The sequence below is a fragment of the Streptomyces fodineus genome (genome assembly GCF_001735805.1).
Classification (GTDB): domain Bacteria; phylum Actinomycetota; class Actinomycetes; order Streptomycetales; family Streptomycetaceae; genus Streptomyces; species Streptomyces fodineus.
In genome coordinates, this window is sequence record NZ_CP017248.1 from 8,383,191 (window position 1) to 8,407,628 (window position 24,438).

Consider the following 24,438-nt stretch of genomic DNA (forward strand, 5'->3'; position numbering starts at 1 on the left):
ACAGGGTCCTCTCGGTCTAGTGGTAGGGGAAGGTGAGGGTTTCGAACACGGTCCGGCCGGTGCACAGCGCGAGCAGCCGCTCGATGCCAAGGCCGAAGGTGAAGGTGTCGGCCGGGTCGCAGGCGATGTCGGCGAAGAAGTCGACCGGCCCCTCGTCGGCCGGAACGCCGTGCAGCTGGGTACGCAGGGCGATGTTGTTCTCCACCATCGGCCGGTAGTCGTCGGCCGTGCGCAACTTCACACCGCCATCGCAGATCTCGATCCCGGCAGCTATCAGGGAGAACCGCTGTGCCCGGCCGGAGGAGTCCACGCGGGAGTTGTGCCGCAACTCGTAGGGGAACCCGTACAGGACGACCGGGGCGGTAACGGCTTCCTCGACGGCATGCTTGACGAAGTCCTCCATGACCGCCCAGTCGGATTCGCCAGCCGCCAGGCCGTGGCCGGCCAGCCAGTTCCGCGCCGCCGTGACGAGGGCAGGGCCGACCGGAGCTTCCGGCAGGTTCAGTGCCTCGGCGATCGCGTCGTCGACTGTGCGGGTGGTGATCGCGGAGAAGTCGATGCCGCCGGGGATCTGCAGCGCGGCGAACGCTGTCTGGACGGCGTGCTGGACCAGCTCGGTGACCAGCTTGATGCCGTCGGACAGAGTGATGTCCCGGGCGGCGGTCTGCAGCATGGTGAACTCGATCGCGTGGCTGTCGTCAGCTCGTTCGGCCCGGATGGCCTTGCCGAGGTCGTAGACGCGGTCGACGCTGACGACCAGGCGCCGCAGGTGTTCCTCCGCCGAGTGTTTGAGGTGGAAGCTCTCCCCGGTGAACGGGTGGCGGGTGGAAAACTGCGGAATCGGCGCGCTCTCCCTCGCCGCGCACAGCACCGGTGTGGCTGCCTCGGTGTAACCGGCCTCGTGCAGCCAGGCACGCACGGCGCGCAGCAGATCCGCCTTGGTCAGCAGCAGGTTCCGCTCTTCGGGGTGCTGCTTGAGCAGCGTGCCGTACAGGCGCCGTTCCTGCTTCGGGATGGTCATCCCTGCTCGCCTCCCCGGGTTGTCCACGGGGAGGTGATGGTCAGGGCGTGCTCGGCGTCGCTGTCGAGGAGGACCTCAGCGCCGATCGGCAGGGTGTTCTTGAGCGGGGTGTGGCCGAACGGCAGCCCGAAGGCGACAGGGAAGGTGTACTCGGCGCACAGATCCATGACCATCTCGTGGGCTCCCAGTCCGCCAGAGGGCTCGCAGTTCACCAGCTCGCCGACGACCATGCCGGCGATCTGGTCGAGGACGCCCCGGTCGCGGAGGTGAGTGAGGGTCTGGTCCAGCAGCTCGACCGGCTTGAACGCGTCCTCCCACGCCAGGACAGCTCCGTTCCAGTCCGGCTCCCATACCGTGCCCAGCAGGCAACGCAGGGAGGACAGGCAGCCGGCGACCAGGTGCCCCTGGGCCGAGCCGGCGCGGGCCCAGGCGAGCGGCGCGTCGATCCGCGCGGCCCCGGTGTCCCCGGCGAGGACCGCGGCGAAGTGGTCGCCTGTCGCGGCGGGGGAGTCGTCGGAGCCCCAATCCCACAGCACGGCGGGGCCGTGGAAGGTCGGCATGCCGGTGCGGGCGGTGATCGCGTTCAGCAGCAGGCTCGGATCGCTCACGCCCACGATCGGCTTGGGGTGCGCGGCGATCAGCCCGTAATCCAGGCCGCGCAGCAGCCGGTTGGCGTTTTTACCTCCGCCCGCGCACACCACCGCATCGATGGCGGGGTCAGAGATGAAGGCATGAAGATCGTCCACGAGCTGTGCTTCGCTGCCGGCACGGTAGCCGTCGCGGGTCGCGGCGTGGGGCGCGATGACGGGTTCGTAGCCTCGCCCGCTCAGGCGTTCCACGCCGCGGTCGAAGATCTCCGGATGCGCGGCGGGCTCGGGCGCGGACACGGTGACGATTCCGATGCGTCCGCCCTTGGCGAGGGGCGCGGGCAGAAGTCGGGCGGTGCTCAACGGGTTCTCTCCTTAACTGTGGGACCGGACAACCCGCGCACGATCGGTGGTGGGCCGGGCGCATGGGGTGACCGTAGGGGGTGTCAGCGGGCGGGTGCCAGCCGCATACGGGTCTCCTGCCTGGCCCGGGCGGCGGTCGCCTCGCTGGTCCAGGGGGCCAGGGAGGTGTAGTAGTCGAACGTCGACCAGTCCTCCAGGGAAGCGGGAGCGGTGAACCCGTGCTGAAGGGCCTGCTCCCACAGCGGTGTGCCCGGGTAGGGGGCGAACAGGTGCACACGCGTCTCGGGTTCCGGGTCCAGCTGCCGCAGCTCGCCCATCAGGGAGTAGGTGTCCTCCATCTCCGCCTCGGTCTCGTCGGGGAACCCGACGATGAACGTGAAGGAGCCGAGGATGCCGTGCGCGGCGATGTCGCCGGCCACATCGAGGATCTGCGCGCGGCTGATTTCCTTGTGCACCACCTCGTTCAGGACCCGGTCGTTGCCGGACTCCACGCCCATAAGCAGCCGGGAGCAGCCACTCTCGGCGATCCGCTCCAGCAGTGGGAGCTTCGCCCGGCGCGCCTTGAGGATGTCGTTGGGGTTGATGCTTGCCGCCCACCGCAGGTCCAGGCCGCGGTCGATCAGCCCATCGCAGAACCCGATCGCCCGGCGCAAATTCACGAACCAGTCCGCATCGTAGAATTTCACGCCGTTGATGCCGTAGGCGGCCTGCAGAGCGGCGATGTCGTCGAGGAGGTCCTGGGCGGCCATCGCACTGTATTTACGCTGGTAGGTCAGTTCGAAGCAGAACCGGCACCTGTACACGCAGCCCTTGCTGGACACGTAGTTCAGCGTTCGGGAGGCCACCGTCGGGTCGTCACGGATGTACTTGGCGACGTCCAGCAGCTTCCACGGGTAGGCGCCAAGATTCCCCGTCCGCGGCGGGTTGACCGTCCCGCACACCACGCACCCGCCGTCGTCAATGCGCAGGCCCGGGACCAGGCGACGCGGGGTGCGGCCGAGCAGCGCCTTTACGTACTCGACCATGGAGTTCTCGCCGGGCCCCTGGAGGATGGCGTCGACCAGCGGATGCGCCGCGGTCTGCTCGGGCTGCACATTCACGTGCGGACCGCCGAAGACGACCGGGGGACAGAACGGGTGTTGCTTGGCTGCGCGCACCATGTCCAGGGCGTGGCCGATCTGGCCACCTCCGGTCATGATGCTCACCCCGATGCACACCGTGCGCCCAAGGTGCTCGTCCAGGAGGCGCTCCCATGCCGCCGCGTCCTGCTGGTTGCCGTCGAACAGCACCACGTCGACCAGGCCACTGGCCATCAGCGGCTTGGCGAGCGTGAGCAGCGAGAAGGGCATCCAGTGGTAGACGTAGTCCTTCTCATGGTCGATCTTCGGGTAGGCGAGGATGACGGTGGGCCGGCCGGTTGTCTCCTGCCGGGGAGCAGAGAAGGCCGGGGACTGGGTCAGGCCGCCTGGCAGCCCCAAGTAGACGCTCATCGGCCGGCCTCGACCAGATGCTGGGGGGTGGCGTCGCCGGGACGGAAGTAGGAGGCGGCATACATCTCGAAAGCCGCCTCCAGTTGCGCGGCCAGGCCGTCACTGTCGCCCTTCTCCAGCAGCGGGGCGAGGTCGACGGTGACGTCCTCGCGCAGCAGGCAGAACTGCAGTCGGGCATCGGCGGTCAACCGCAGGGCCATCAGCGCGTCGTGACAGGGGAACAGGGGACAGCCCCGGCAGACCGATCCGTACCAGGCGCCGGCGTTGGAGTCCTTGATCACCACCTTGGTGCCCGAGGGCATCGTGAACACGGTCATGGGGTGCCCGAGCCCGCCCTGCTGGAGGACTTCCTCGTCGATCGCCCGCACCCGCAGATCGCCAGCCAGCTCCTCCAGCGGCACGTACAGGTCCGGAAGCCGGAGCTGTCGCTTGATCTCCAGACGCCGGGCGAAGCTCTCGCTGGACTCGTTGAGGTCCTTGATGATGTCGAGCAGCTTCACACTGTGGACGCCAGCGTCCTCACAGAACTCGATCAGGGACTCGACCTCCGGGGTGTTGATGCCGGACATCACCACCACGTTCACCTTCACCGGGACGCCGGTGGCGACACACGCCTTGATCGCAGCGAGCACTTGGGCGTGGTCGTCGACGCCGCAAATCTCCCTGTGGAGCTGCGCGTCCAGGGTGTCCAGGGAGACGTTGAAGAGGGTCACCCCCGCCTCGGCCAGGGCCGGCGCGAGTTCGCCGATCCGCGGGTGCCGGGAGATGACCTCGACCTCGCGCATGCCAGCCTCCTGCCGCAGACGCCGCACGGTGTCGACGAGCGGGTCGTACAGGGCCGGGTCTCCACCCGTCAGCTTGATGGCATCAACGCCTTGGCCTTTCGCGGCGGAGGCTACGGCGACCAGGTGGTCGGGGGCCAGATCGGTTCCCGACTCGGTGGCTACCGCCTCGCCCGAAGGACGGCAGTAGTAGCAGCTCCTCTTGCAACGGGAGTTCACGGTCACCCGTAACTGCGGTTTGCGCATGTCACCCATCCCTCGGACATCGCTGACATTCACGTGCATAGCCTTCCGGCCCCTCTCTCTGGTCAGCAAGAACATGGAGAAGACGCGATGTCAGGGTTTGCTCGGCGTGAACCCCAAACCCTGACAGGAGTGTTATGAAGATCGGTTGTTGCATGGCTAGGCTCGGACGCGTGGACGCTGTGGTGCGGCCGTCATCGGCGGCGAGGCTTGGCCGAATGGCCGACGGCTGAAACCTGTGTGACGTATGAGGCTTCCCAGCGCTGATCAGCCCATGGAGACGACGGGCCGTCATCCGCTACCGAGACTGCTCTTGCTGTCGAGGATCGACAAAAGCTCCTTCCGGGGATGGAACGGGCGGGCACCCGCGTATCAGGTCTAGGCCCCCTGGGGTCTGGTGGTCAGTTCCACTCACGCATGCGCGCGGAGCTGTCGCTCATATACGTCCTGCGGCTCCAGGCCGAGCGCGCTCCGCCGTTCGTCCAAGCGCTCCGGGCCCTCGACCAGGTACGGTCCTACAACGTTGCCAGCGCCGTCCTGTTCGTACTGCGTGCCGTACACCTGCGCCCGCCCGTCGGCGACCCGGATTCGGTCGGTGAGATAGGCGAAGTGCCGGGCCGGCACATCACCGGCGAGCGCCGCGTGTGTCAGCAGTTCCAGTGCGCGGTGCTGGAACTGAGTGTCGTGGTCGGCGTGCTGCGTGATCAGCCACGCAGCATCGGCGCCTTCCTCACCGACGAGGTCCACGCCAGGCCAGCCATGTTCCGACACGACGGCCCTCAGCCAAGCCGTGTTGTCCACGTCGATGGCCCGCACCGCCGCGGAGTCCTCCGGGAGCCGTGACTCCAGCATGCGATGCCTGGCCGTCTGGTCTCGCTCCTGTCGCTCCTTCAACTCATTTGCCAGGTCGGGCCTCTTCACTGCTTGTTCCTCCTCGTAGGGATGGGCGGGCCGCGTCCAGGTGGGGCGTGTGCTCGCCGCGTTGGGTTGTCAGTGGTAGGGGCCGGCACGGGGCGCCAGGTGGGGTGGAGGGCTCCCCGTGCCAGCCGGTCAGCCCCGCTTCCTGGCTGGTGTGACGCCCGATCGGCAGCCAGGAAGCGGGAGTCTTCAGCTGGGACCGCGCAGAACAATTCCGATCAGGCTGCCGCTGCTATCCAGGCCGTAGGTCGTCATGAACTGCCAGCCATGACGAAGTGCTTCGATCTGCCGCTCGGTCACGCCACGGTGCGGGGCAGTCGGAGGCATCAGCTCTGTGCGGTGGGTCGTGATGTGCAGCACGCCCGAGCGGGCCAGCCAGCTCCGCGCGTTGGTGAGGAAGCGGGGCTGGTCCAGGAACTCCAGGCTGTGCCGGCACACCATGATGTCGACGAAGCCCGGCTCCAGCATGCCCGGGATCGCATCGGCGTTGAAGTCGTGTCGGGCGAACGTCAGCAAGTCCCCGTGGTCCTGGTGGCTAGCCCGCGCGTGCTCGATGGCCACGCTGCTGAAGTCGAAGGCCCTCACGGTCAGACCCCAGGTGGCCATGTGCGCGGCCATACGGCCCTGGCTGCAGCCGATGTCGACGACGCGCTGCCCGGACTTCACGGTCGCGTAGTTCCGGAACATTTGACGCTCGAACGGCGTCGGATCCGGTGCCCGGTATCCCGTGGAGTACATCGTGTCCCAGTACTCCGGCGTCTGCCACTCATGCACCACGCTCAGGGTGCTCACCGTGTTCATGCGGCCGACTCCGGGCCTCGGACGCACAAGGGGCGGTAGTACGGCACGAACGGTCTTGCCGTCGCCCTCGTGCGGCAGGAACCACTCGATACGGACGCCGAGCCGGGCGATCGTCCAGAGGCCGCGGCCCTTTTCGCCTCGCACGGCGGCGTCGAAGTCAGGAAAGGCTGGTGTGAGGTCGGGGACGTCGAGGACGAGCGTGCCGGCGTCCGTGAGTGCGGCGGACAGGGAGATCCGCCGCTGGTCCAAGGGGGTGTTTTCGGGGATGCCATGCCGTACTGCGTTGTCCACGAGTCGGCAGGCGGCTTCCACTGCACGCTCGATGTCGCCGGCCCAGCGCATGGCTCCGAGTGTGGTTCGAGTCCAGATGCGGGCCATGAAGACGGCACTCTGGTCTCCGTGCAGCTCGGTAGTCCTGCGGAGGATCACGGTGCCGGCGGCTGTTTGCTCCGATTCGAGGACGGCCGTCTTGGCGGGCCTCGTTTCGATCTCCTTCGGCAGACTCACGCAGCCCCCTGTGTGAGTAGGCCGCTCGCCTTCAGAGTGTCGATGGCGGACGAGGTCAGGGGGTACGCGCCTTCGGCAACGACCTCGCAGTTCGCTTCCTTCGCGTAGCGGCGGGCTGCGTCGACCGTGTTGTCTGCCTTGGCGCCGAGCGATGCGGGGAGGCAGGCATACAGCACGAGGGCCGTGCCTGCGGGGACCCCCGGCTGTTCGACCTGTATCGCTCGGCTGGTCATTGTGTGCTACCTCCGCCCGGCGTGGGCTGTTGTCGTTGGGATCGGGGTGCTGTGGCGCCGTCTCAAGCAGTCGGTACGTCGAGGGGGACCAACAGGGTCAGCCAGACATCCTTGCCGCCACTGGGGGGCTGAGAGATGCCGAACTTGTCCGCGATGGCCCTGACGAGTTGGAGGCCGCGACCGTTCTCGTCGTCATCGCCGGCGCGTCGCTGGAGCGGCAGCGCCGAGTCGGAGTCGTGCACGCACAGCGCCACCCCGTCGGGAATGCGCGTGACGGTGACACGGGCAGATCGGCGTCCCTCGCTGTCCGGCCGAGTGTGGTCAAGGACGTTGGTCATCAACTCGGAGATGGCAAGGGCGCCTGTATCGATCAGGTTTTCCAGGCCCCACAAGCGCAGGTGCGCGCTGACTACGGTCCGCGCGATGCGTACCGACAGCGGCGTCACGTCGTAGTCCATCTCCAGCTTGCCCGAGGTGGCGCGCGTCGTTCCGCGCACACTTGTTGGAGCTGTGGGGGGAGCAAGGAGACTGGCCATTCCAGGTCCACTTCGTTCTGGCCAAACCTCATGCGAGAGGTCCGACTGCGGTGTGTACTGGTGCGTGATCGGTCAGCAACTATTGAGTCAGGCCGAAGCCCAAACGTGCAGATCGAGAAGCGGAAACCTCGGCTTTCCGTTTCAGGAGCCAGGGGACCCTCGTCATGCCACGACCTGAGAAGCAGCTGAACCCCGACGCCTCACCCCGTGACTGGTTCGGTTCAGAGGTCCGGTACTGGCGCAAGATCCGGGGACACTCAGCCTCCACGTTAGGGCCGTTGGTGCAGGCCAGCCCGTCCCTCATTGAGAAGATCGAGAAGGGACAAGCCTCCTGTCGGCGAGACCTCGCGGAGAGCCTTGACAAGGTGTTGGCGACCGGCGGCGTGCTCACGCGCGCCTGGGGCATGGTGTACGGGGAAGCGGAAAAACGCCGCGGTGAAACGGAAAAGAGAACTGGCCGAGCGGTGGAGGGAACCGTTCAGGCACACCAAGGCCGCATCCTGGACAGAGATACGTCGTCGCCGCCTGGGAGCCCTGAGTCTGTGGACCGTCGCGCCTTCTTGGCCAGCAGCAGTCTGGCCGCTATCGCCCCAATAGACCTCGCCACGCTCGTCGCCCCCTCCGCCCCACCGACGCTGCCGAAGCGCATTCGCGGCAAGGACATCTCAGAGGTCCAGGCCGTAGCGGAGGACATCTACGCCCGGGACAACGCCCACGGAGGCGGAGGGTTGGTCGGGGCGCTCGCCACCCGTGCCATGCAGTGGGCGGTCGGCCTGCTCACGGTGCCCTGCGCTGAGCCGCTGGGAGCCCCTCTACATGCCGCCGTCGCACGTCTCGGCATTGTCGTCGGAGCGAGCCACTTTGACACCTACGCCCACGACGATGCCCGCGTCGCCTTCAAGATCGCCGCTGACTGCGCAGAGGAGGCCAACGACTGGCTCCTACGCGCCAAGGTGTACTCCCTCCTGGCGCGACAGGCAGTCTGGATCGGAGACCCGGACACCGGACTCACCTACGCGGAAAAGGGACTGGTCCGATCCGATCGGCTCACTCCGACCATCCAAGCGATGCTGCACACTGCACGAGCCCGCGCGTTCGGGAAGATGGGCGACATCGGCGGTGCAATGGCCGCCGTTGGCGCCGCCGACGACGCCTTCGCCAAGTCCAACCCGCAGGACGATCCGCCGTGGATGTCCTACTACAACGAGGCCCAACACCACGGCGACACGGGGCACGCGCTATATGACTTGGTCCTGCTAAAGGATCAGGATCCCGGGCAGGCCAGTCGCCGCTTTGAGATCGCCATCGAGGGCCACGACGACTCCTACCCACGGTCGCGCGCCCTCTCCGGCACCAAGCTGGCCAGTCTGCTGATGGCGAAGGGCGACCCACATCAGGCCACTGCCATCGGCCACCAGGCCATCAGCGATGCCGGCCGCCTTACCTCCCGACGTGCGGCCGACGATCTCAAGGAACTCAGCCGGATTGCTGCCCGGCACCGCCGCATCCCCGAGGTGGCGTACCTCCGCGAGCGCATCAGCGCTACCTTGCAGACATGACGATCTCGGCTGCTTCTTCCTCCGCGGTCCTAGACGAAGCCTGCTCGAGGGCAGGCTTCGACGCGTGTGTCGCCGAGCCGATCCGCCTCGCGGAAAACGAGATATGGCGCCTTCCAGGCCAACGCGTGATCGTCCGAATCGCCCGGCCTGGCCAGTTGGCGGCGACCGTCCGTGAAGTGCGGGTGGCTCGTTGGCTCGCCGAGAACGCGGTGCCGGCCGTCCGCCTGGTCGACGTCGATCAGCCGATCGAGGCTGACGGTCGGCCAGTGACCTTCTGGCAGGAACTCCCTCCCCACGAGCACGGCAGCCACACCGACGTTGCGCACCTTCTTCGGCGCCTCCACGCTCTGCCCACTCCCACCTTCGAACTCGGGCACCTGGACCCCTTCGTCCGCGTCGGCGAGCGCCTGCAGGCAGCAAGTACCTTGTCCAGCGCCGACCGGCAGTGGCTGGAGCGACTTCATCAGGAACTGGCAGCAGCATGGGCCGAGCGCCCAGTCGGGCGTCCGGACTGCGCCGTGCACGGTGACGCATGGCCAGGCAACTTGATCCGCACTGCCGAGAGCCCACTGGTGATCGACCTGGAACGCTTTTCATTGGGCCCGCCGGAATGGGACCTGGTGTCAACCGCTGTCCGTGCGCGTACGACGGGCGCGGTCAGTGCCGCGCAGTACGACGAGTTCTGTGCCGCATACGGCTACGACGTAACAGACTGGTCCGGCTACTCGATTCTGGCTGGCGCTCGCGAACTCCGCATGGTGACGTATGCCGCCCAGCACGCCGCCAGCAACCCCGAATGGAAGGGTCAGGCGCAGTACCGCGTTGACTGCCTACGCGGTCGGCAAGGACCACGCCCGTGGAACTGGAAAGGGATCATGTAGTGGACTGACTTGCGCAAGGCCCCGACCTGCTGTTCCGCTATGGAACGCCGCAGTTCGATGCTGTCCTCGAGGGGCTCCTGGGGCGGGTACCTGAACGTACCACGACGCCCGCACATGGCTATTGTGCGGCCGCACTCGCGGCGCGCGTATACCTGGGCCTCGTCAGCGCATCCGACGCCTAGCCCGATGTCGGGCGTTGGGTACTCCTTGCGCAGGTCCTCGGCGAGCCGATCGGCGATGAACGCGTACCAGACCCGTCGCTCGTCAAGGACAGTGCGCGGCGACCGCCGGGCATCCTCCCCTCCGAGCCTTGGCCCCTTACATACGCCAGTTACGGCGCCTCTACGCCGCAGGCGAGGTGAGAGCTCCTTTCCCAAGCTGCCAGCGACGTACGGGGCTACGGCATGCCACTGCTGCCGTCCGGGTCCTCGGCAGGCAGGCGGAAGAGGCTGCGGCGGCCGGCGACGAGACGGGAGCGCTCCGAGCGTTGGAGCGAGCGCGCTTCGCCTACGACTTCGCGGATCACACCAGCGAGCAGGCGTGGGTCCGGTTCGTGACCCCGTACCGCATGGACTCGTTGGCCCTCTCCGTATACGGCCATGAAGCGTCCCGAACTCACGCCCACAGCTGACACGTCAGTCGACTGCCTCGGAGAGGAACTACCGGGCGGGGGCGTCGTGGTTCTGGGTGATCTCGCTTCGACCCTACTGCGTGGGGGCGACGTCGACCAAGGCGTCTACGTGTCACGTCAATTCGCTGCGGCGGCACAGGCCAAGCCCAACACGATGGGCAAGGAGCGGGCAGCGACTATCGCAGCATCGCTTCCCGACAGTGAGCAGGAACTCGCACTTCATCTGCTGCAGTTCGCATCCTGAGCCCCCTCGCGAGGTACCCGGACAAACCCAAGGACGAGAACGCCGTCGTATTGCCAGCCCGTTGCTTCTCTGTCCTATGCCGTCTCCTCGACAACCCAGGACAGGTACGCCTCCGACCCACCGGTCACGGGTAGCGTGATCCACTGGGGGACGTCGTACGGATGCTTCTCGTGCACCCATGCCTCCAGCGCCGGGAGACGGTCCGTCGTAGTCATATACGAGATCCGCCACTCCTGCGCTGCCTCGACCTTGCCCTTCCACCAGTAGAAGGCGGTGATTGGCGCATCGATGTGAACGCCCGCTGCCAGCTTGCTCTCGACCGCGCCCCGGGCCAGCGCCTTCGCCTGGTCTTCGTCATCGCTTGTCGTCTGCACAATCACGACATTACTGGCCATGCAGCTATCTCTCCCACTCGGTGTAACTCGACCCTACCCAGTCGGATGGTGGATGGTCGCAGGGCGGATGATAGTCGGGAAAAGAGCGAACCCACGGCGTCCCTCTCGACGCCATGCGGATACTCCTCTCGTTGTGCGGTCATTCTTCTGGAGCGCGTCCCACACGCTCCAAGTGTCCGTGATATCCCTCTGGGTGATCCTGCGCGTGACGCCGTCGCGAACCGCCAAGGCAAGAGCTTTCGAAGGCTGCGTCGGTGCGAGCGCCCGCGCCTGAGCCCACTCTCCATTTCAAACGCTGTCATCCAGGACCGCGGTGAACATCAGGATCACCGGGCCAGTCGGTATCGACTAGGCCCTGATCGACGAGGTGGCGCTTGGCCCCCCGAGCCCAGGACGCCGGCTCCCGGCAGGTTAGAGGGGCATAACTAATGGCCTCATCGGCTTGTGGACGTAGATTCGCCGTCGGCAGACGGGAAAAAGTCCCAAGGGCCTGGAACCTGCCCCGAGTCCATGTCAACGTACAGCGTCCTGGAAAACACCAGGTCAGCGAGGGGTTTGGCTTCCGGGGCGACTTGTAGGCAGGTCGGCCGTGCCGGCAGCCGGTCCCCATGCTGCCCGGCCTTCTCGCAGAGGCCCCGGCCCAAGGAGCACACCTGTCGAACCCCACTATCCGATCCGCTCGTTTCACTGCCCCCGTCCTCTTGGTGCTCGGTGCCATGAACGCGTGGACCGCCCAGCAGTCGGAGGATTACGGCTCCCTGTCCACAGCGCTGTGCCTCTGCGTGTGTGCGGCGGGGTTGTTCGGTGAGGATCTGTTGCAAAGCGGCTACCGTCGTGATCGCGAAGTCCTCGCACACATCGCTGGGCGCCCCGGTGCCACGACTCGTCAAGTCGCCCGAGCTGTTGGCGTCTCCGAGCGAGTCGCAGCCCGAAACCTCGACCGTCTCACCGACGACGGGCTGCTGGTGCTCATCGCTGACGGTGTGCCCCCTGCACTGCGGTCCTACCGATTGGCTTCCTGACCCGCCCTGAGCCGGAGTGCGAGGGCCCGGCACTCTCGTCGTGCAGGGCGATACGTAGCAGACGATCCCCGGTTACCGAAACCGGGGATCGTGCAGAGCATTGATGGTGTTCGCACTCGGCTGTGCTTGGCGGTGGAGCCGGGGCGGACGCAGTTGGCAGTGCCGTCGTATTCCAAGGAGGTACTAGGGCGGCTCGCCACCTGCTGCTACATCATTGACCGCGCCTTCATGCCCACGGCTATCGCTGCTCGTTATGCAAGATCTTCCGGGTGGCTTCACCTTTATGCCGTAAGGAAATCCCTCACTGTATCTCCCGATGCTAATTAGCTGCGTCTTGTCGTCCACACCACGATGTGTGCTCGTGCAGAATCGGAGATCAGTGTCGCGCACCGATGTGGGTCTGGATTACCAGCATGAAGCCTCCCGATGCGAAGGTGATATTTCATGGCTCGTCCTCCGGCGCTGAAGCTCGCCGAGGTCCTGGCGGAGATCCGTATGAGTCCGTCGGCGTTCTATCGAATGCGCGCTCGCGGGCAAGCGCCCCACATGATCAAGCTGCCCAATGGTGAACTCCGTTGTCGCCGCGCTGATCTGGATGCCTGGTGGGATATGTGCGAAAGAGATTCTGATACTTGGCGATGAGTTACAATGTCCGCTTCTGGGACATACGCGAGCGCCCCGATCGGCGCAAGCCGTTTATGGTCCGGTGGACGGTAGGCGGGCGAGAAAAATCAGAGTCATTCATGACCGTCGGGCTCGCTGACAGCAGACGCGCAAAGCTGATGACGGCAGCGCGCGACGGCGAGCCTTTCGATACGCATACGGGTTTGCCGGCGTCCGAGCTGCGAGCTATCAAGCAGAGGACGACGTGGTACGACCTTGCCCACGAATACCTCGACCAACGATGGGACCGTACGCCGGGAAACACCCGCCGTACCCTGGCCGACGCGTTCGCCACCATCACGCCTGCCCTGGTGCACCCTGGCGCGTCCTACCCGGAGCCGCGGGTGCTGCGCCGCGCCCTCTACTCGTGGGCGTTCAACAAGAAGGCGTGGGCACATGAGCCCACTGAGGAGTGGCGGAAGGCCCTGGAGTGGATTAAGCGGAACTCCCTGCCTGTTAGCGCTCTCGCGGAAGCCGATGTGCTGCGACGGGCGCTGGACGCACTGTGTCGCAAGCTGGACGGTAAGGCGGCTGCAGCCAAGACGGCGCGGCGCAAGAGAGCCGCCTTCAACGAAGTCCTCAACACCGCAGTAGAAAAAGGGTACTTCTCGAAGAACCCGCTCAACGGGCTCAGGTGGAGCGCTCCGGCAGCCAACGAGGAGGTAGACCCCGCTTCCGTTCCCAATCCAGCCCAGGTCGCCCGGCTACTCGCCGCGGTTGCTCAGCAGCGTGGGCGAGGCCCTCACCTGGAGGCGTTCTTCGGTTGCATGTACTACGCCGCGATGCGGCCGGCCGAGGTCATTCACCTCCGTCTCGAGCAGTGCCATCTCCCCGAGACCGGGTGGGGGCTGCTCAATCTGTCGGGCGGGGTCGTTACCGCAGGCAAGGAGTGGACGGACGACGGCGCGGTGCATGAGGTGCACTCGCTTAAGCGTCGTGCGGCTACAGCCACGCGGCCCGTGCCCATCCCGCCGCAGTTCGTGCGGATCCTCCATGCACACATCGCACGGTTCGGCGTGGCGCCTGACGGTCGGCTGTTTCGGAACCAGGCCGGCAACTACGTGGATGCAGCTGCGTATGGCACGACGTGGGCGCGGGCACGGAAGTACGTTCTCACCCGCACGGAGCTCGCTTCCGGCCTGGCCAAGCGGCCCTACGATCTCCGGCACGCTGGGATCTCGTTCTGGCTGTACTCAGGTGTGGACCCAGCCGAATGCGCTCGCCGCGCGGGCCAGAGCATCGAGGTCCTCTTCCGTCACTACGCCAAGTTCCTGGACGGCGTCCGGGAGCAGGCAAACCGCCTCATCGAGCAGTCCATGCAGGAGTGGGACCGCGTCAGCCAGGACGCGGCACCTGCTGGGTAACCGGGGGCTTTGGTCCGTGACTGGTCCGGAAGCACTGGTCAGGAGCGGGATAGCGGTGGGAGGAACTGGGAGTTACAACGTAAACCGGGCCCCGCTCTGAGCAGGCTCCGCCGAAGGCGCCTGACCGGCAAAAGACCAGGTCAGGCGCCTTTTCTCGTGCGTCTAGAAGAAGCCGAGCTTCTTCGGCGAGTACGACACCAGGAGGTTCTTCGTCTGCTGGTAGTGCTCCAGCATCATCTTGTGCGTCTCGCGGCCGATGCCGGACTGCTTGTAGCCGCCGAACGCCGCGTGCGCCGGGTAGGCGTGGTAGCAGTTGGTCCACACCCGGCCCGCCTGGATCGCGCGGCCCGCACGGTAGGCGGTGGTGGCGTCCCGGGTCCAGACGCCCGCGCCGAGGCCGTACAGCGTGTCGTTGGCGATCTTGACGGCGTCGTCGAAGCCGTCGAAGGAGGTCACCGAGACGACCGGGCCGAAGATCTCCTCCTGGAAGATCCGCATCCGGTTGTCGCCCTCGAAGATGGTCGGCTGGACGTAGTAGCCGCCCTTCAGCTCACCGTCGTACTCGACGCGTTCACCGCCGGTGAGGACCTTCGCACCCTCCTGCCGGCCGATGTCCAGGTAGGAGAGGATCTTCTCCAGCTGGTCGTTGGAGGCCTGGGCGCCGATCATCGTGTCGGTGTCGAGGGGGTGGCCCGGCTTGATCCGCCGGGTGCGCTCGACCGCGGCCTCGAGGAACTCCGCGTAGTGGCCGCGCTCGATCAGCGCCCGGGACGGGCAGGTGCAGACCTCGCCCTGGTTGAGCGCGAACATCGTGAAACCCTCGAGCGCCTTGTCGCGGAAGTCGTCGTCGTGCGCCCAGACGTCGTCGAAGAAGATGTTCGGGGACTTGCCGCCGAGTTCCAGGGTGACCGGTTTGATGTTCTCCGAGGCGTACTGCATGATCAGCCGCCCGGTCGTGGTCTCCCCGGTGAACGCGACCTTCGCCACCCGCGGGCTGGACGCCAGCGGCTTGCCCGCCTCCACCCCGAACCCGTTGACGATGTTCAGCACACCCGGCGGCAGCAGGTCCGCGATCAGGCTGACCCAGTAGTGGATGGAGGCCGGGGTCTGCTCGGCCGGCTTGAGGATGACCGCGTTGCCCGCGGCGAGCGCCGGCGCGAGCTTCCACGCCGCCATCAGAATCGGGAAGTTCCACGGGATGATCTGCGCGACGACCCCAAGAGGCTCGTGGAAGTGGTACGCCACCGTGTCGTCGTCGATCTCGCTGAGCGACCCCTCCTGCGCCCGGATCGACCCCGCGAAGTAACGGAAGTGGTCGATCGCCAGCGGGATGTCGGCGGCCAGTGTCTCGCGGACCGGCTTGCCGTTCTCCCAGCTCTCGGCCACCGCCAGCGGCTCCAGGTGGGCCGCCATACGGTCGGCGATCTTCAGCAGGATGTCGGACCGCTCCGCCACCGACGTACGACCCCACGCCGGCGCGGCCTCGTGTGCCGCGTCCAGCGCCCGCTCGACGTCCTCCGCGGTGCCGCGCGCGATCTCGGTGAACGGTTGTCCGTTGACCGGCGACGGATTCTCGAAGTACTGCCCGCGCAGCGGCGGCACGTACTCGCCGCCGATGAAATGGTCGTAGCGCGCCTGGTAGGAGACGATCGCGCCCTCGGTGCCCGGCGCCGCGTAACGAGTCATGCTGGTCTGCCTCCCGGTGCAGCGCTGCCCGCCGTTGGGCAGCTCTCGGCGCGAGGCTAGGCGGGCGGACGTTGCAACTACGTTGCGCCGCGAATTCGTCCCCGCGCCCCGCCGGCCGGTGCCGTCAGCTCGGCCTCGAGCGCGGCCAGCCGGGCCCGCACCGGCGCCGTCGGCCGCATCGCGGCCAGCGCCCGCCACACCTCCACGTCGTCCTCGCCCCAGGGCGCGTGCGCCCAGTCCGCCAGCAGGTCCGGGTCGCCGTGCGCGATCAGGGCCGTCCGCAGGCCACCGGCGAGACGGTCCCGCAGCAGTACGATCCCCGGAGCCTGCGAACCGGGCAACAGCGGACCGGTGTACGCCTCGGCCGCCGCGGTGACCGCCTCCGCCCGCAGCCGCCGCTCGACCACGGTGACATCCGACTCGACCGCGGCCGTGAGCCGGTACGGCCGCGAGCCGAGCAGCCCCGGGCCCAACAGTCTGCGCAGCCGGGCCAGTTCGGCACGCAGGGTCACCGGGGTCACCGACTCGTCCGCGTACAGCGCGCACAGCAGCTCGTCTCCGCTCAGCCCCTCGGGATGCCGGGCCAGCAGGACCAGGATCTCGCTGTGCCGGCGGCTGAGCCGGATCCGGCGGCCGTCCACCACAAGCTCGGCCTCGTCCCGCCCCAGTGCGGCGAGCAGCGGCGTGTCCGCGGCCGTCCGGGGCGGTGCGAGCAGCGCGAGCTGGGCCTCCGCGGCCCGCGCCACCGCCTGCACGAACCCGAGGCTGTGCGGATGCGCCAGCCCGTCCCCGCCGGTGATGTCCACGGCGCCCAGGACCCGGCCGGTACGCGGATCGTGCACCGGCGCCGCCGCGCACGTCCACGGCTGGACCCGCCGTATGAAGTGTTCCGCGGCGAACACCTGCACCGGCCGGTCCACGGCGACCGCGGTCCCCGGCGCGTTGGTGCCGACCGCGTTCTCCGACCAGCGTGCTCCGGGTACGAAGTTCATTCCGTCCGCCCGGCGCCGGGTCGCCGGATGCCCCTCGACCCACAGCAGCCTGCCCTGCGCGTCGCACACCGCCAGCAGATGCTCGCCGTCGGCGGCGAACGTGCCCATCAGTTCCCGGAACAGCGGCATCACCCGGGCGAGTGGGTGCTCCGCCCGGTATGCACCGAGGTCGCCGTCCGCCAGTTCCACGCTCGCGGCGCCGTCCGGTCCGACCCCGGCCCGCGCGCTGCGCCGCCACGACTCCGCCACCACCGACCGCACCGGGCGCGGCACCGTGCCCATCGTGGTGAACGTCTCGTGCGCCCTGCGCAGCACACGGACCCGCTCGGCGGGGTCGGCCCCCGGCTCCAGGGCCACCCACGGATCGGTCAACTCGGCCTCCCCGGACGGTGGGAACAGTGATGTCGGTACGGCGACCATCGTCGTCCGGTCAGGCGAAGTTGACCAGTCTGAGGTAGCGGACCCAGTCCCAATGGGGACCCGGGTCGGTGTGGTCGGTGCCGGGCACCTGATAGTGGCCGATGATGTGCTCCCTGTCCTTCGGGATGCCGTACTTGTCGCAGATCGCCGCCGTGAGCCTTGCCGACTGCTCGTAGAGGGCGTTGGTGAAGTAGGACGGCTGGTCCACCCACCCTTCGTGCTCGATGCCGATGCTGCGGGTGTTGTAGTCCCAGTTGCCCGCGTGCCAGGCGATGTCGGCCTCGTGCACACACTGGGCCACGTGTCCGTCCGCCGAGCGGACCAGATAGTGCGCGGACACTTTCTTCTGCGGGTTGACGAAGATCGCCAGTGTCTTGGTGTAGGTCTCCTGCGTGACGTGGATGATCACACGGTCGATGTCGTAGCCGACGGGCCGGTCGGACGGGGTGTAGTTGGAGGTGCTCGCCGGCTGCCACTCGGCCGGCGGGTAGTCGACGGACTCGGGCTGCGCACCGGCTAGGGGATCGGGGAGCAGCGCGTAGGGGACGGCGGCGAGCGCCGCGCCCTGCAGCAGCCGTCGCCTGCTCAGGCGCGGCCGCACCGGGCTCGCTGGTGATGCCTGCTCTCCTGGCTGTGCGGGGCCGACCGTGTCCATGTCCATCGGCGGGTGCCTTTCGGGTGTGTGGGGGGTCAGGAGTCGTGGGGCGTTGGGTGTCGTGGGGCGACAGGTTCGTGAGGGGTCGGGTGCCGGTGCCGCCGGAAGCCAGAAGGGACAGGGCAGGGGCAGGGGCCGGGACCGGGGCCTATCGGGACGTCGTAGGTGTCAGCTCCGCAGTGCACGCGCGGTTTCCCGCAGCCGTGCGTGTATGCCGCGGTGCGTCTCGCGCGCCGGCAGCCACTCCTTGCGGAGCTTGGCCACGCACGTGTAGTTCGTGTCGCACACGTTGGCCAACGGTGACTCGACCGCCTGGGTTGCGAATTGGTACGCGTCCGCCTCACTGAACCCGTAGTCGCGCACCAGCCACTGCACCAGGTCCAGCTGCGATATCCGGAACGCGTCCTCCAGCGGGCGGGCCGAGCCGGTCGAGATGATGTGGGTGTCCGACTCCAGCCGGGGCCATGGCGTGGCGACGTCCTTGAGGAGGTCGACGATCACCACGGTGTTCATCGCGCACTCCACGGCCACGCCGCAGGTCTCGCCCTCGCCCTGCCGTGCGTGCCCGTCACCGAGGCTGAGCAGAGCCCCCTCCACGTTGACGCCCAGATAGCAGGTGACGCCGGCCCGCATCTCCGGTGTGTCCATGTTTCCGCCGTGCGCGTCCGGCACCAGGGCCGAGCGCACCTCCAGATTCGCGGGGGCCACGCCCACCGTGCCGTGCATGGGGTCCAGCGGCAGCTCCACCTCGATGTCACTGTCCTGCGCCTGGAACAGGGCGGTGCGCCGCGCGCGGTCGAGCTGCCAGATCCAGACCCGCTCCGGCAGCGGGGGCTGCAGTGTGGCCGTGGTGTGCGTGGAGGTGAGCGCGCCGAAGAGCGGGACCGTCGTCGACGCGGCCCAGTCGCGGGCCGGTTCGATCGACACGAAGTGCACGGCGACGGTGTCACCGGGCTCGGCACCCTCGATATGGAAGGGGCCGGTCTGCGGATTGAGGAACGGGAACTCGCAGACCTCGGAGACGAGGTCCTTCTCGGAGCGCACCCGTCCGGCGAAGCAGTCCTCCGTGTACAGGTCGAGAACCGCGCCGGGTGCGATCCGTGCCACGGGCGGGGCGCCGCCGAACGTCCAGGCGTACTCGTCCGGTTCCGGGCGCACGGTGAGGATCCGGGGGTCGGTCATCGTGGAGGTGGTCCCTTCTGACGGAGACGGGAAACGAGAGACGGGATACGGAGGCGGGAGCGGTCGTGGGCCGTGGCTTGCGGGGGTGCGGCTGCTCCGGGCCGACGGACTGCGGTGAGGTGGCCTTGTGCCGGGAGGACGGCGGAGGATCAGCGGGTTTGGTGGTTCTGCGGGCGTTGGCCGAGCAGCCGGATGGCATGTCCGCAGGGCGGCGGCAGGTCAGCCGGGCACGGTCCCGTCCTGCCGGATCCCGGCCGGGTCGTGCGTGTCGAGGTGCACCCGCGCGGTCTCGGCTATGCGCTCCGGGTGACGCCGTATCAGCAGGAGCAGTACGACCAGGCCCGTCGCCATCCAGATGGCGACGACGGGCCCGGCGTAGGAGACCGGGGCCGTCAGCTCGGTGACGAAGTCGAAGGCCGGGATGCCGGCGGCCGTCAGCAGGGCGGGGACGAAGGCCGCGATGCCGAGCACCGGGAACAGCAGATGCCGTACCGGCTTGAACGCGCCCCGGTCGGCCCGCAGGAAGTAGCCGGCGCAGGCGAGGTTCACGACGATGTAGACACCGACGGCGACCGTGACGATCACCGTGGCGAGCAGCAGGAACGCGGTCACCGGGTCGTAGCCGAAACCGAGCCCCAGCACCGCCCCGATCGCCACGACGGCCTGCAGCGCGATACCGGCCACGGGGGAGCGGTGCCGGGGGTGGAGCGTGGCGAGCAGGCGGGGCAGCACCCGGATGCGGGCCAGCGCGAAGGCCGTGCGGGTCGAGACGTTGGCGCATGCGTTGGCGTTGGCGATCGTGGAGTTGATCACGGCCAGGAAGACCAGCACCCAGAAGAGGCCGAAGGAGGCCCGGGCGACGCCGTCCCAGGAGGCCGCGCCCGAGGCGCCGAACTTCGCGAAGCGGTCGGGACCGAAGTAGACGGTCATCGCATACGTGGTGATCACGTAGAACAGGCCGATGCCCAGCGCCGCTCCGAGGACCGCGCGGTGCATCGTCCGCCGGGGGTCGCGTGTCTCCTCGGCGAGCGGCGCCGCCGCCTCGAACCCCGCGAACGCGAGCACCGTGTACACGGATCCGGCGAACACACCGCCGATCCCTGCGTAACCGTCGGCGGTGTGCGAAGTGCCGAACACCGACAGGGTGTTGGCGCCGCCCGCTCTGCCGATGAGCAGCACCGCGAAGACCAGGAAGACGAGGATCTCGAAGACGCCGAGGACGGTGCCGAAGCGGGCCGAGGCGCGGACGCCGAGGTAACCGGCGGCGGCGATCACGCCGGCCCCCGCCAGGGACCACGGCCACCACAGATCCGCCGGATACGAGGACCACTCCTCGTGCAGCGTGCCCGCTGCCGTGAAGCCCAGCTGGAGGAGCAGCAGGGGTGGCACCAGCATCTCCACGAAGACGTAACCCCAGCCGACGAGAAACCCGACGGCAGGGTGCAGTCCCCGCGCCGCATAGGTGGCCACCGATCCCGCGGCCGGCAGCTCCCGGGCCAGCTCGGCCACGCATGACGCGGTGAACAGGCAGGCCACCAGGGCGATCAGCACCGCCAGCGGCAGGCTGCCGCCGGCGAAGGCGGCACCGGCCGGAATCGACGCGGCGACCGCGGCGGCCGGCGCCATCGCCGTCACGCTCTGGAACAGGACCTCGCGCAATCCGACGGCGTCGCGCCGCAGCGCCCCGGACGTCTCCACGTGCATATGTGTCCCCCGATGTCTGTCAGTCCACTGCCACCCGATGCGTGTGAGAGAGCTCAACCGCTTGGCGTGCGTCGGTCTTGACGGGCCGTCTGCAACGCCTCGCGTGAATCACGGTACGGCGCGGCCGGGTTGGGCAGAAGAGCCCGCACCGGTTCCGTGGAGAAGCACCCACTTGTGGAAAACCCGGCCACCCGATCGGGTGAACACCGGCCGTCACCGGCCCGTTTGTCCCCAGCCGGTCACAGCGGCAGGCCCTCCCGCAGATACAGCACGCTCCCGGCCCGCGCCGCCGCATGCAGCGCCGTCAGCGTGGCCCGGCGCGCGGTGAGCCGCAGTCCGTCCAGTTCATCGAGTGTGAACAGCCCGTGCCGGTCGTGTTCCGCACTGAGCCGCACGCGGGTGTCCTCGGTCAGGGTGCCGCCGTGGAAGTAGCAGTCGAGCACCGGTCCGGTGCCGAGTACGTCCACCCGGTGGTCGATGCCGAGCAGCAGCGGCTCGCGGCCGATCTCGATGCCCGTCTCCTCGTGCATCTCCCGGCGCGCCGCGGACCAGGGGTCCTCACCGTGGTCCAGCATTCCGCCCGGCAGCCACCATGATCCCGAGTTCGGGTTGCCGGGGCCGTAGCGCAGCAGCAGGATGCGGGCCTGCCGATCGAGCATCAGCACGCATGAGGCGAGCAGGGTCTGTGGCTGTGTCCTGACCCATTCCGCTCGTGGCACCCAGTCCGTCACCCGACCTCCCGGCATCGCCCACGGGGGATGTCAGGATCGTTCCGCCACCACCGCCGGATCGTCCAGTACGCCCCGGACGACCGAGTGCGCCGCGCCCAGCAGGGGGCCCTCCGGGCCCAGCCGGGACACCGTCACCGGGCAGGGTGGGCCCGCCGTACGTTCCGTCAGTTCCGCCTCCAGCGACGGCAGCAGCCAGGGGGAGAGGCCGGCCAGCGCGCCGCCGAGCACCACCGTCTCGGGGTCGAGGAGGTTCACCGCCCCGGTCAGGGCGATGCCCAGCGCCGTACCGGCGTCCCGCAGGGCTGCCCGTACGCTCGCGTCGCCCTGCTCGGCGCGCCCCGCGAGCAGGCCCACCAGATCCTCGCCCGGATCCAGCCCTGCCGCGCGCAGCACCGCCTCCTCGCCCGCGTACTGCTCCAGGCAGCCCCGTCCACCGCACGGACAGGGCGGCCCGTCCGGCCGTACGGGTATGTGGCCCAGCTCGCCCGCGAAGCCGCGGGTGCCGCGCAGCAGTCCGCCGTCCACGACAACCGCGCCGCCGATGCCGATCTCGGCCGACACGTGCAGGAAGTCGTGCGGAGTGCCCTCTCCGAGCCACAGCTCCGCGAGCGCACCGAAGTTGGCCTCGTTGTCCACGGTGAGCGGCCACCCCCCGGGCAGCAGGGTGCCGAGGTCGGTGTCGTGCCAGTCGAGGTTCGGGGCGCGTACGACCGTACGACCGTCCCGGGCCACGAGCCCGGGCACGGCGACCGCGAGCCCGGCGGGCCACAGCGCCTCCCGTTCCGCCTCCGCGACGACCCGGCGTACCAGTTCCGTCAGCTCCTCGACCACCGGTGCGGGAGTGCGTCCCCGGTTCGCTCCGTGCCGCACGGCCCGGGCGCGGACCGCGCCGCGCAGGTCGACCGCGCAGACCGCGAGGTGGTCGACGCCGATCTCGGCCCCGATCCCGGCCGGACCGCGGCCGCTCACCGCGAGCGCCGACCCGGGCCGGCCCACCCGGCCCGGCCGCTCCGGGCCCAGCTCCTCCAGCAGCCCCCACCGGATCAGCTCGTCCACCAGCGTCGACACGGCCGCCCGGGTCAGCCCGATGCGCGAGGCGACCGCGGCCCGCGACAGCGAACCCCCGTCGCTGACGGCGTGCATCACCCGGGCCAGGTTGCGCCGGCGCATGCCCTGCTGGGTGTCCGGCAGGGTGCGGCCGGCGCCCGGCGGGCGGGCCTCGTGCAGCGGTGCGGTCATGCCTTGAGTCGATCCTCGGTGTCTGCCGCCGGGCTTCATGGGCGCGGCGTGGTCTCCGTCGCCCGCGCCAGCAGCGGGGCCGCGTCGGAGAGTACCCCGGTGATCCGCTCCAGCGTCTCCCGGTCCCGCTCCACGGCCTCCAGCACCGGCCCCGCGGCCGTGTTCCAGCGGCGCGCCACCGCGGCCGGGTCCTCGCCGGTCAGCAGGCCGGCGGCCTGTGCCGCGGCCCCGAGGGCGACCAGTTCCCTGGCCTCGGGGACCTGGACCGGCCGCCCCGACAGGCGCCGTACCGTCTGCTGCCAGGTCGTCCCCCGCGCCCCGCCGCCGATCAGCAGCAGGGGGGTGCTGCGGTCCGCGTCCTCGTCCAGGACCAGGTCGAGCGCGCCGAGCAGCGCGTGCACGGCGCCGTCGTATGCGGCCTGCAGCACCTGCCCGGCGGTCGTGTCGTGGCGCAGGCCGTGCAGCAGGCCGGAGGCGTTGGGCAGGTTCGGGGTGCGCTCGCCGTCCAGGTACGGCAGCAGGGTCACCGAGCCTCCGGGCTCCACCGCGTCGCGGTCCCGGCCCAGCAGCGCCGCGACGCGGTCCACGGCGAGGGTGCAGTTCAGGGTGCAGGCCAGGGGCAGCCAGTCCCCGTGCGCGTCGGCGAACCCCGCCACCGTGCCGGTCGGATCGGCCGGGCGATGCCGGGAGACGGCGTACACCGTGCCGGACGTGCCGAGGCTGAGCACCGGGGTGCCGGGCCGCAGTCCGAGACCGAGGGCCGCCGCCGCGTTGTCGCCGGTGCCGGGGGCGACCAGCGTGCCCTTGGAGAACGGCAGGTCGTGGTTGTGGCGCACGGTGCCGGCCACCTCTCCGGGCCGTACCACCCGGGGCAGCAGCGCCGGGTCGAGACCGACGTGTGCGAGGGTCTCCGCGTCGTACGCCTCCGTCCCGGACGCCCACCAGCCGGTGCCGGACGCGTCGCCGCGGTCGGTCGTGCCCTGTCCGGTCAGGCGCTCGGTGAGGTAGTCGTGGGGGAGCCGCACCGCCCTGGTCGCGCGGACCGATTCCGGCTCGTGCTCGGCCAGCCATGCCCACTTGGTGACCGTGAACGACGCGCCGGGCACGCTGCCGGTGCGCTCGGCCCAGGCCTTCGGCCCGCCTAGTTCCTCGACCAGCCGGCGGGCCTGCGGTGCCGAGCGGACGTCGTTCCACAGCAGCGCCGGACGCACCGGCTCGCCCCGCTCGTCCAGCGTGACCAGGCCGTGCTGCTGGCCTCCGATCGACACCGCCGCCGCCTCGTGCGCCGCGTCACCGCACTGGCTGAGCGCCTCGCACAGCGCGTCCCACCACTGGCGTGGATCGCTCTCGCGACCCGCGCCGGAGGACACGATGTGCGGAGCCTGGCCGCTCGCCACCACCTGGCCGGTGGCCGCGTCGACGACCAGTGCCTTCGTGGACTGGGTTGATGTGTCCACGCCGACGACAAGCGGACCCTCGGCTGCTGACATCGGGCTCTCCCTCTTCCGCGACTCTCCGCAACTCCGCGGGACAAAGACATCTTGTCTCTTCCCAGAGGTGCGAGCGCATACTAATTTGTAAACGGCCAT

The 24,438-nt window shown here is 68.8% G+C and carries 22 protein-coding genes and 1 pseudogene; 6 read left to right on the forward strand and 17 right to left on the reverse strand.

Going from position 1 to position 24,438, the window contains the following annotated elements:
* Window positions 1-16 precede the first annotated feature (16 nt).
* The 8 genes from BFF78_RS36360 to BFF78_RS36395 form a co-directional block, all read right to left on the reverse strand.
* Complete coding sequence (locus BFF78_RS36360; protein ID WP_069782331.1) at window positions 17-1,021, reverse strand: amino acid--tRNA ligase-related protein; 1,005 nt, start codon at window positions 1,019-1,021, stop codon at window positions 17-19.
* Complete coding sequence (locus BFF78_RS36365) at window positions 1,018-1,971, reverse strand: S66 peptidase family protein (protein ID WP_069782332.1); 954 nt, start codon at window positions 1,969-1,971, stop codon at window positions 1,018-1,020. The genes BFF78_RS36360 and BFF78_RS36365 overlap by 4 nt, the downstream gene beginning before the upstream one ends.
* Window positions 1,972-2,054: 83 nt before the next feature.
* Window positions 2,055-3,461 carry a B12-binding domain-containing radical SAM protein gene (locus BFF78_RS36370; RefSeq protein ID WP_069782333.1) on the reverse strand — a complete coding sequence of 469 codons (1,407 nt, stop codon included), beginning with the start codon at window positions 3,459-3,461 and terminating at the stop codon, window positions 2,055-2,057.
* On the reverse strand, window positions 3,458-4,489 hold the full coding sequence (locus BFF78_RS36375) for a radical SAM protein (protein ID WP_159033114.1): 1,032 nt from the start codon (window positions 4,487-4,489) through the stop codon (window positions 3,458-3,460). The genes BFF78_RS36370 and BFF78_RS36375 overlap by 4 nt, the downstream gene beginning before the upstream one ends.
* Window positions 4,490-4,897: 408 nt before the next feature.
* Window positions 4,898-5,407, reverse strand: coding sequence for a DUF6624 domain-containing protein (locus BFF78_RS36380; protein WP_069782335.1), 510 nt, complete (start codon window positions 5,405-5,407; stop codon window positions 4,898-4,900).
* Between the two features lie 186 nt (window positions 5,408-5,593).
* Window positions 5,594-6,712 carry a methyltransferase domain-containing protein gene (locus BFF78_RS36385; RefSeq protein WP_069782336.1) on the reverse strand — a complete coding sequence of 373 codons (1,119 nt, stop codon included), beginning with the start codon at window positions 6,710-6,712 and terminating at the stop codon, window positions 5,594-5,596.
* Window positions 6,709-6,945 carry a hypothetical protein gene (locus BFF78_RS36390; protein ID WP_069782337.1) on the reverse strand — a complete coding sequence of 79 codons (237 nt, stop codon included), beginning with the start codon at window positions 6,943-6,945 and terminating at the stop codon, window positions 6,709-6,711. The genes BFF78_RS36385 and BFF78_RS36390 overlap by 4 nt, the downstream gene beginning before the upstream one ends.
* Before the next feature lie 62 nt (window positions 6,946-7,007).
* Window positions 7,008-7,442: an ATP-binding protein gene (locus tag BFF78_RS36395; protein WP_227026005.1), complete on the reverse strand. Its 435-nt coding sequence runs from the start codon at window positions 7,440-7,442 to the stop codon at window positions 7,008-7,010.
* A 203-nt stretch (window positions 7,443-7,645) separates the two neighbouring features.
* Between BFF78_RS36395 and BFF78_RS36400 the strand changes: the two genes are divergently transcribed.
* From BFF78_RS36400 to BFF78_RS48645, 3 genes and pseudogenes are all read left to right on the forward strand, one after another.
* Complete coding sequence (locus BFF78_RS36400; protein ID WP_335755370.1) at window positions 7,646-9,040, forward strand: helix-turn-helix domain-containing protein; 1,395 nt, start codon at window positions 7,646-7,648, stop codon at window positions 9,038-9,040.
* Window positions 9,037-9,921 (forward strand): aminoglycoside phosphotransferase family protein, encoded by an 885-nt coding sequence (locus BFF78_RS44015; protein ID WP_079161626.1) that lies wholly within the window; start codon window positions 9,037-9,039, stop codon window positions 9,919-9,921. Before BFF78_RS36400 ends, BFF78_RS44015 begins: the two co-directional genes overlap by 4 nt.
* 271 nt (window positions 9,922-10,192) lie before the next feature.
* Window positions 10,193-10,796, forward strand: a pseudogene (locus tag BFF78_RS48645) (transcriptional regulator); the annotation flags it as partial.
* A 74-nt stretch (window positions 10,797-10,870) separates the two neighbouring features.
* Here BFF78_RS48645 and cutA read toward each other — a convergent pair.
* Window positions 10,871-11,191 carry a divalent-cation tolerance protein CutA gene (gene cutA, locus BFF78_RS36415; protein WP_069782339.1) on the reverse strand — a complete coding sequence of 107 codons (321 nt, stop codon included), beginning with the start codon at window positions 11,189-11,191 and terminating at the stop codon, window positions 10,871-10,873.
* Window positions 11,192-11,907: 716 nt separating this feature from the next.
* On the opposite strand from cutA, the gene BFF78_RS44020 reads away from it, so the two are divergent.
* From BFF78_RS44020 to BFF78_RS36420, 3 genes are all read left to right on the forward strand, one after another.
* Window positions 11,908-12,213 carry a winged helix-turn-helix domain-containing protein gene (locus BFF78_RS44020; RefSeq protein WP_227026006.1) on the forward strand — a complete coding sequence of 102 codons (306 nt, stop codon included), beginning with the start codon at window positions 11,908-11,910 and terminating at the stop codon, window positions 12,211-12,213.
* A 444-nt stretch (window positions 12,214-12,657) separates the two neighbouring features.
* Entirely contained in the window at window positions 12,658-12,855 is a 198-nt protein-coding gene (locus tag BFF78_RS44025) for a helix-turn-helix transcriptional regulator (protein ID WP_079161627.1), read from the forward strand.
* On the forward strand, window positions 12,852-14,240 hold the full coding sequence (locus tag BFF78_RS36420) for a tyrosine-type recombinase/integrase (RefSeq protein ID WP_069782340.1): 1,389 nt from the start codon (window positions 12,852-12,854) through the stop codon (window positions 14,238-14,240). The genes BFF78_RS44025 and BFF78_RS36420 overlap by 4 nt, the downstream gene beginning before the upstream one ends.
* 162 nt (window positions 14,241-14,402) lie before the next feature.
* Here BFF78_RS36420 and adh read toward each other — a convergent pair whose 3' ends face one another.
* The 8 genes from adh to xylB all read right to left on the reverse strand — a co-directional run bounded on the left by adh (window position 14,403) and on the right by xylB (window position 24,339).
* Window positions 14,403-15,926, reverse strand: a complete 1,524-nt coding sequence (gene adh / locus BFF78_RS36425; RefSeq protein WP_069782341.1) for an aldehyde dehydrogenase — start codon at window positions 15,924-15,926, stop codon at window positions 14,403-14,405.
* A 77-nt stretch (window positions 15,927-16,003) separates the two neighbouring features.
* Window positions 16,004-17,290 carry a GAF domain-containing protein gene (locus BFF78_RS36430; RefSeq protein ID WP_069784029.1) on the reverse strand — a complete coding sequence of 429 codons (1,287 nt, stop codon included), beginning with the start codon at window positions 17,288-17,290 and terminating at the stop codon, window positions 16,004-16,006.
* A gap of 58 nt (window positions 17,291-17,348) precedes the next feature.
* Complete coding sequence (locus BFF78_RS36435) at window positions 17,349-17,993, reverse strand: N-acetylmuramoyl-L-alanine amidase (RefSeq protein WP_079161897.1); 645 nt, start codon at window positions 17,991-17,993, stop codon at window positions 17,349-17,351.
* A 168-nt stretch (window positions 17,994-18,161) separates the two neighbouring features.
* Window positions 18,162-19,175: an acetamidase/formamidase family protein gene (locus BFF78_RS36440; RefSeq protein WP_069782343.1), complete on the reverse strand. Its 1,014-nt coding sequence runs from the start codon at window positions 19,173-19,175 to the stop codon at window positions 18,162-18,164.
* 219 nt (window positions 19,176-19,394) lie between these two features.
* Window positions 19,395-20,879 carry an APC family permease gene (locus tag BFF78_RS36445; protein WP_069782344.1) on the reverse strand — a complete coding sequence of 495 codons (1,485 nt, stop codon included), beginning with the start codon at window positions 20,877-20,879 and terminating at the stop codon, window positions 19,395-19,397.
* Between the two features lie 239 nt (window positions 20,880-21,118).
* On the reverse strand, window positions 21,119-21,625 hold the full coding sequence (locus BFF78_RS36450) for an NUDIX hydrolase (protein WP_069782345.1): 507 nt from the start codon (window positions 21,623-21,625) through the stop codon (window positions 21,119-21,121).
* Window positions 21,626-21,640: 15 nt separating this feature from the next.
* Window positions 21,641-22,849 carry an ROK family transcriptional regulator gene (locus BFF78_RS36455; RefSeq protein ID WP_069782346.1) on the reverse strand — a complete coding sequence of 403 codons (1,209 nt, stop codon included), beginning with the start codon at window positions 22,847-22,849 and terminating at the stop codon, window positions 21,641-21,643.
* 35 nt (window positions 22,850-22,884) lie between these two features.
* Complete coding sequence (xylB, locus tag BFF78_RS36460) at window positions 22,885-24,339, reverse strand: xylulokinase (protein WP_069782347.1); 1,455 nt, start codon at window positions 24,337-24,339, stop codon at window positions 22,885-22,887.
* Window positions 24,340-24,438: the final 99 nt, after the last annotated feature.

Coding starts and splice junctions, on each gene's coding strand:
- BFF78_RS36420 (WP_069782340.1), top strand. CDS start 12,852: ATGAGTTACAATGTCCGCTTCTGGGACATACGCGAGCGCCCCGATCGG.
- BFF78_RS36450 (WP_069782345.1), bottom strand. CDS start 21,625: ATGCCGGGAGGTCGGGTGACGGACTGGGTGCCACGAGCGGAATGGGTC.
- BFF78_RS36455 (WP_069782346.1), bottom strand. CDS start 22,849: ATGACCGCACCGCTGCACGAGGCCCGCCCGCCGGGCGCCGGCCGCACC.
- BFF78_RS36445 (WP_069782344.1), bottom strand. CDS start 20,879: ATGCACGTGGAGACGTCCGGGGCGCTGCGGCGCGACGCCGTCGGATTG.
- BFF78_RS36360 (WP_069782331.1), bottom strand. CDS start 1,021: ATGACCATCCCGAAGCAGGAACGGCGCCTGTACGGCACGCTGCTCAAG.
- BFF78_RS36435 (WP_079161897.1), bottom strand. CDS start 17,993: ATGGACACGGTCGGCCCCGCACAGCCAGGAGAGCAGGCATCACCAGCG.
- BFF78_RS44020 (WP_227026006.1), top strand. CDS start 11,908: ATGAACGCGTGGACCGCCCAGCAGTCGGAGGATTACGGCTCCCTGTCC.
- BFF78_RS44015 (WP_079161626.1), top strand. CDS start 9,037: ATGACGATCTCGGCTGCTTCTTCCTCCGCGGTCCTAGACGAAGCCTGC.
- BFF78_RS44025 (WP_079161627.1), top strand. CDS start 12,658: ATGGCTCGTCCTCCGGCGCTGAAGCTCGCCGAGGTCCTGGCGGAGATC.
- BFF78_RS36400 (WP_335755370.1), top strand. CDS start 7,646: ATGCCACGACCTGAGAAGCAGCTGAACCCCGACGCCTCACCCCGTGAC.
- cutA (WP_069782339.1), bottom strand. CDS start 11,191: ATGGCCAGTAATGTCGTGATTGTGCAGACGACAAGCGATGACGAAGAC.
- BFF78_RS36440 (WP_069782343.1), bottom strand. CDS start 19,175: ATGACCGACCCCCGGATCCTCACCGTGCGCCCGGAACCGGACGAGTAC.
- xylB (WP_069782347.1), bottom strand. CDS start 24,339: ATGTCAGCAGCCGAGGGTCCGCTTGTCGTCGGCGTGGACACATCAACC.
- BFF78_RS36375 (WP_159033114.1), bottom strand. CDS start 4,489: ATGCGCAAACCGCAGTTACGGGTGACCGTGAACTCCCGTTGCAAGAGG.
- BFF78_RS36390 (WP_069782337.1), bottom strand. CDS start 6,945: ATGACCAGCCGAGCGATACAGGTCGAACAGCCGGGGGTCCCCGCAGGC.
- adh (WP_069782341.1), bottom strand. CDS start 15,926: ATGACTCGTTACGCGGCGCCGGGCACCGAGGGCGCGATCGTCTCCTAC.
- BFF78_RS36370 (WP_069782333.1), bottom strand. CDS start 3,461: ATGAGCGTCTACTTGGGGCTGCCAGGCGGCCTGACCCAGTCCCCGGCC.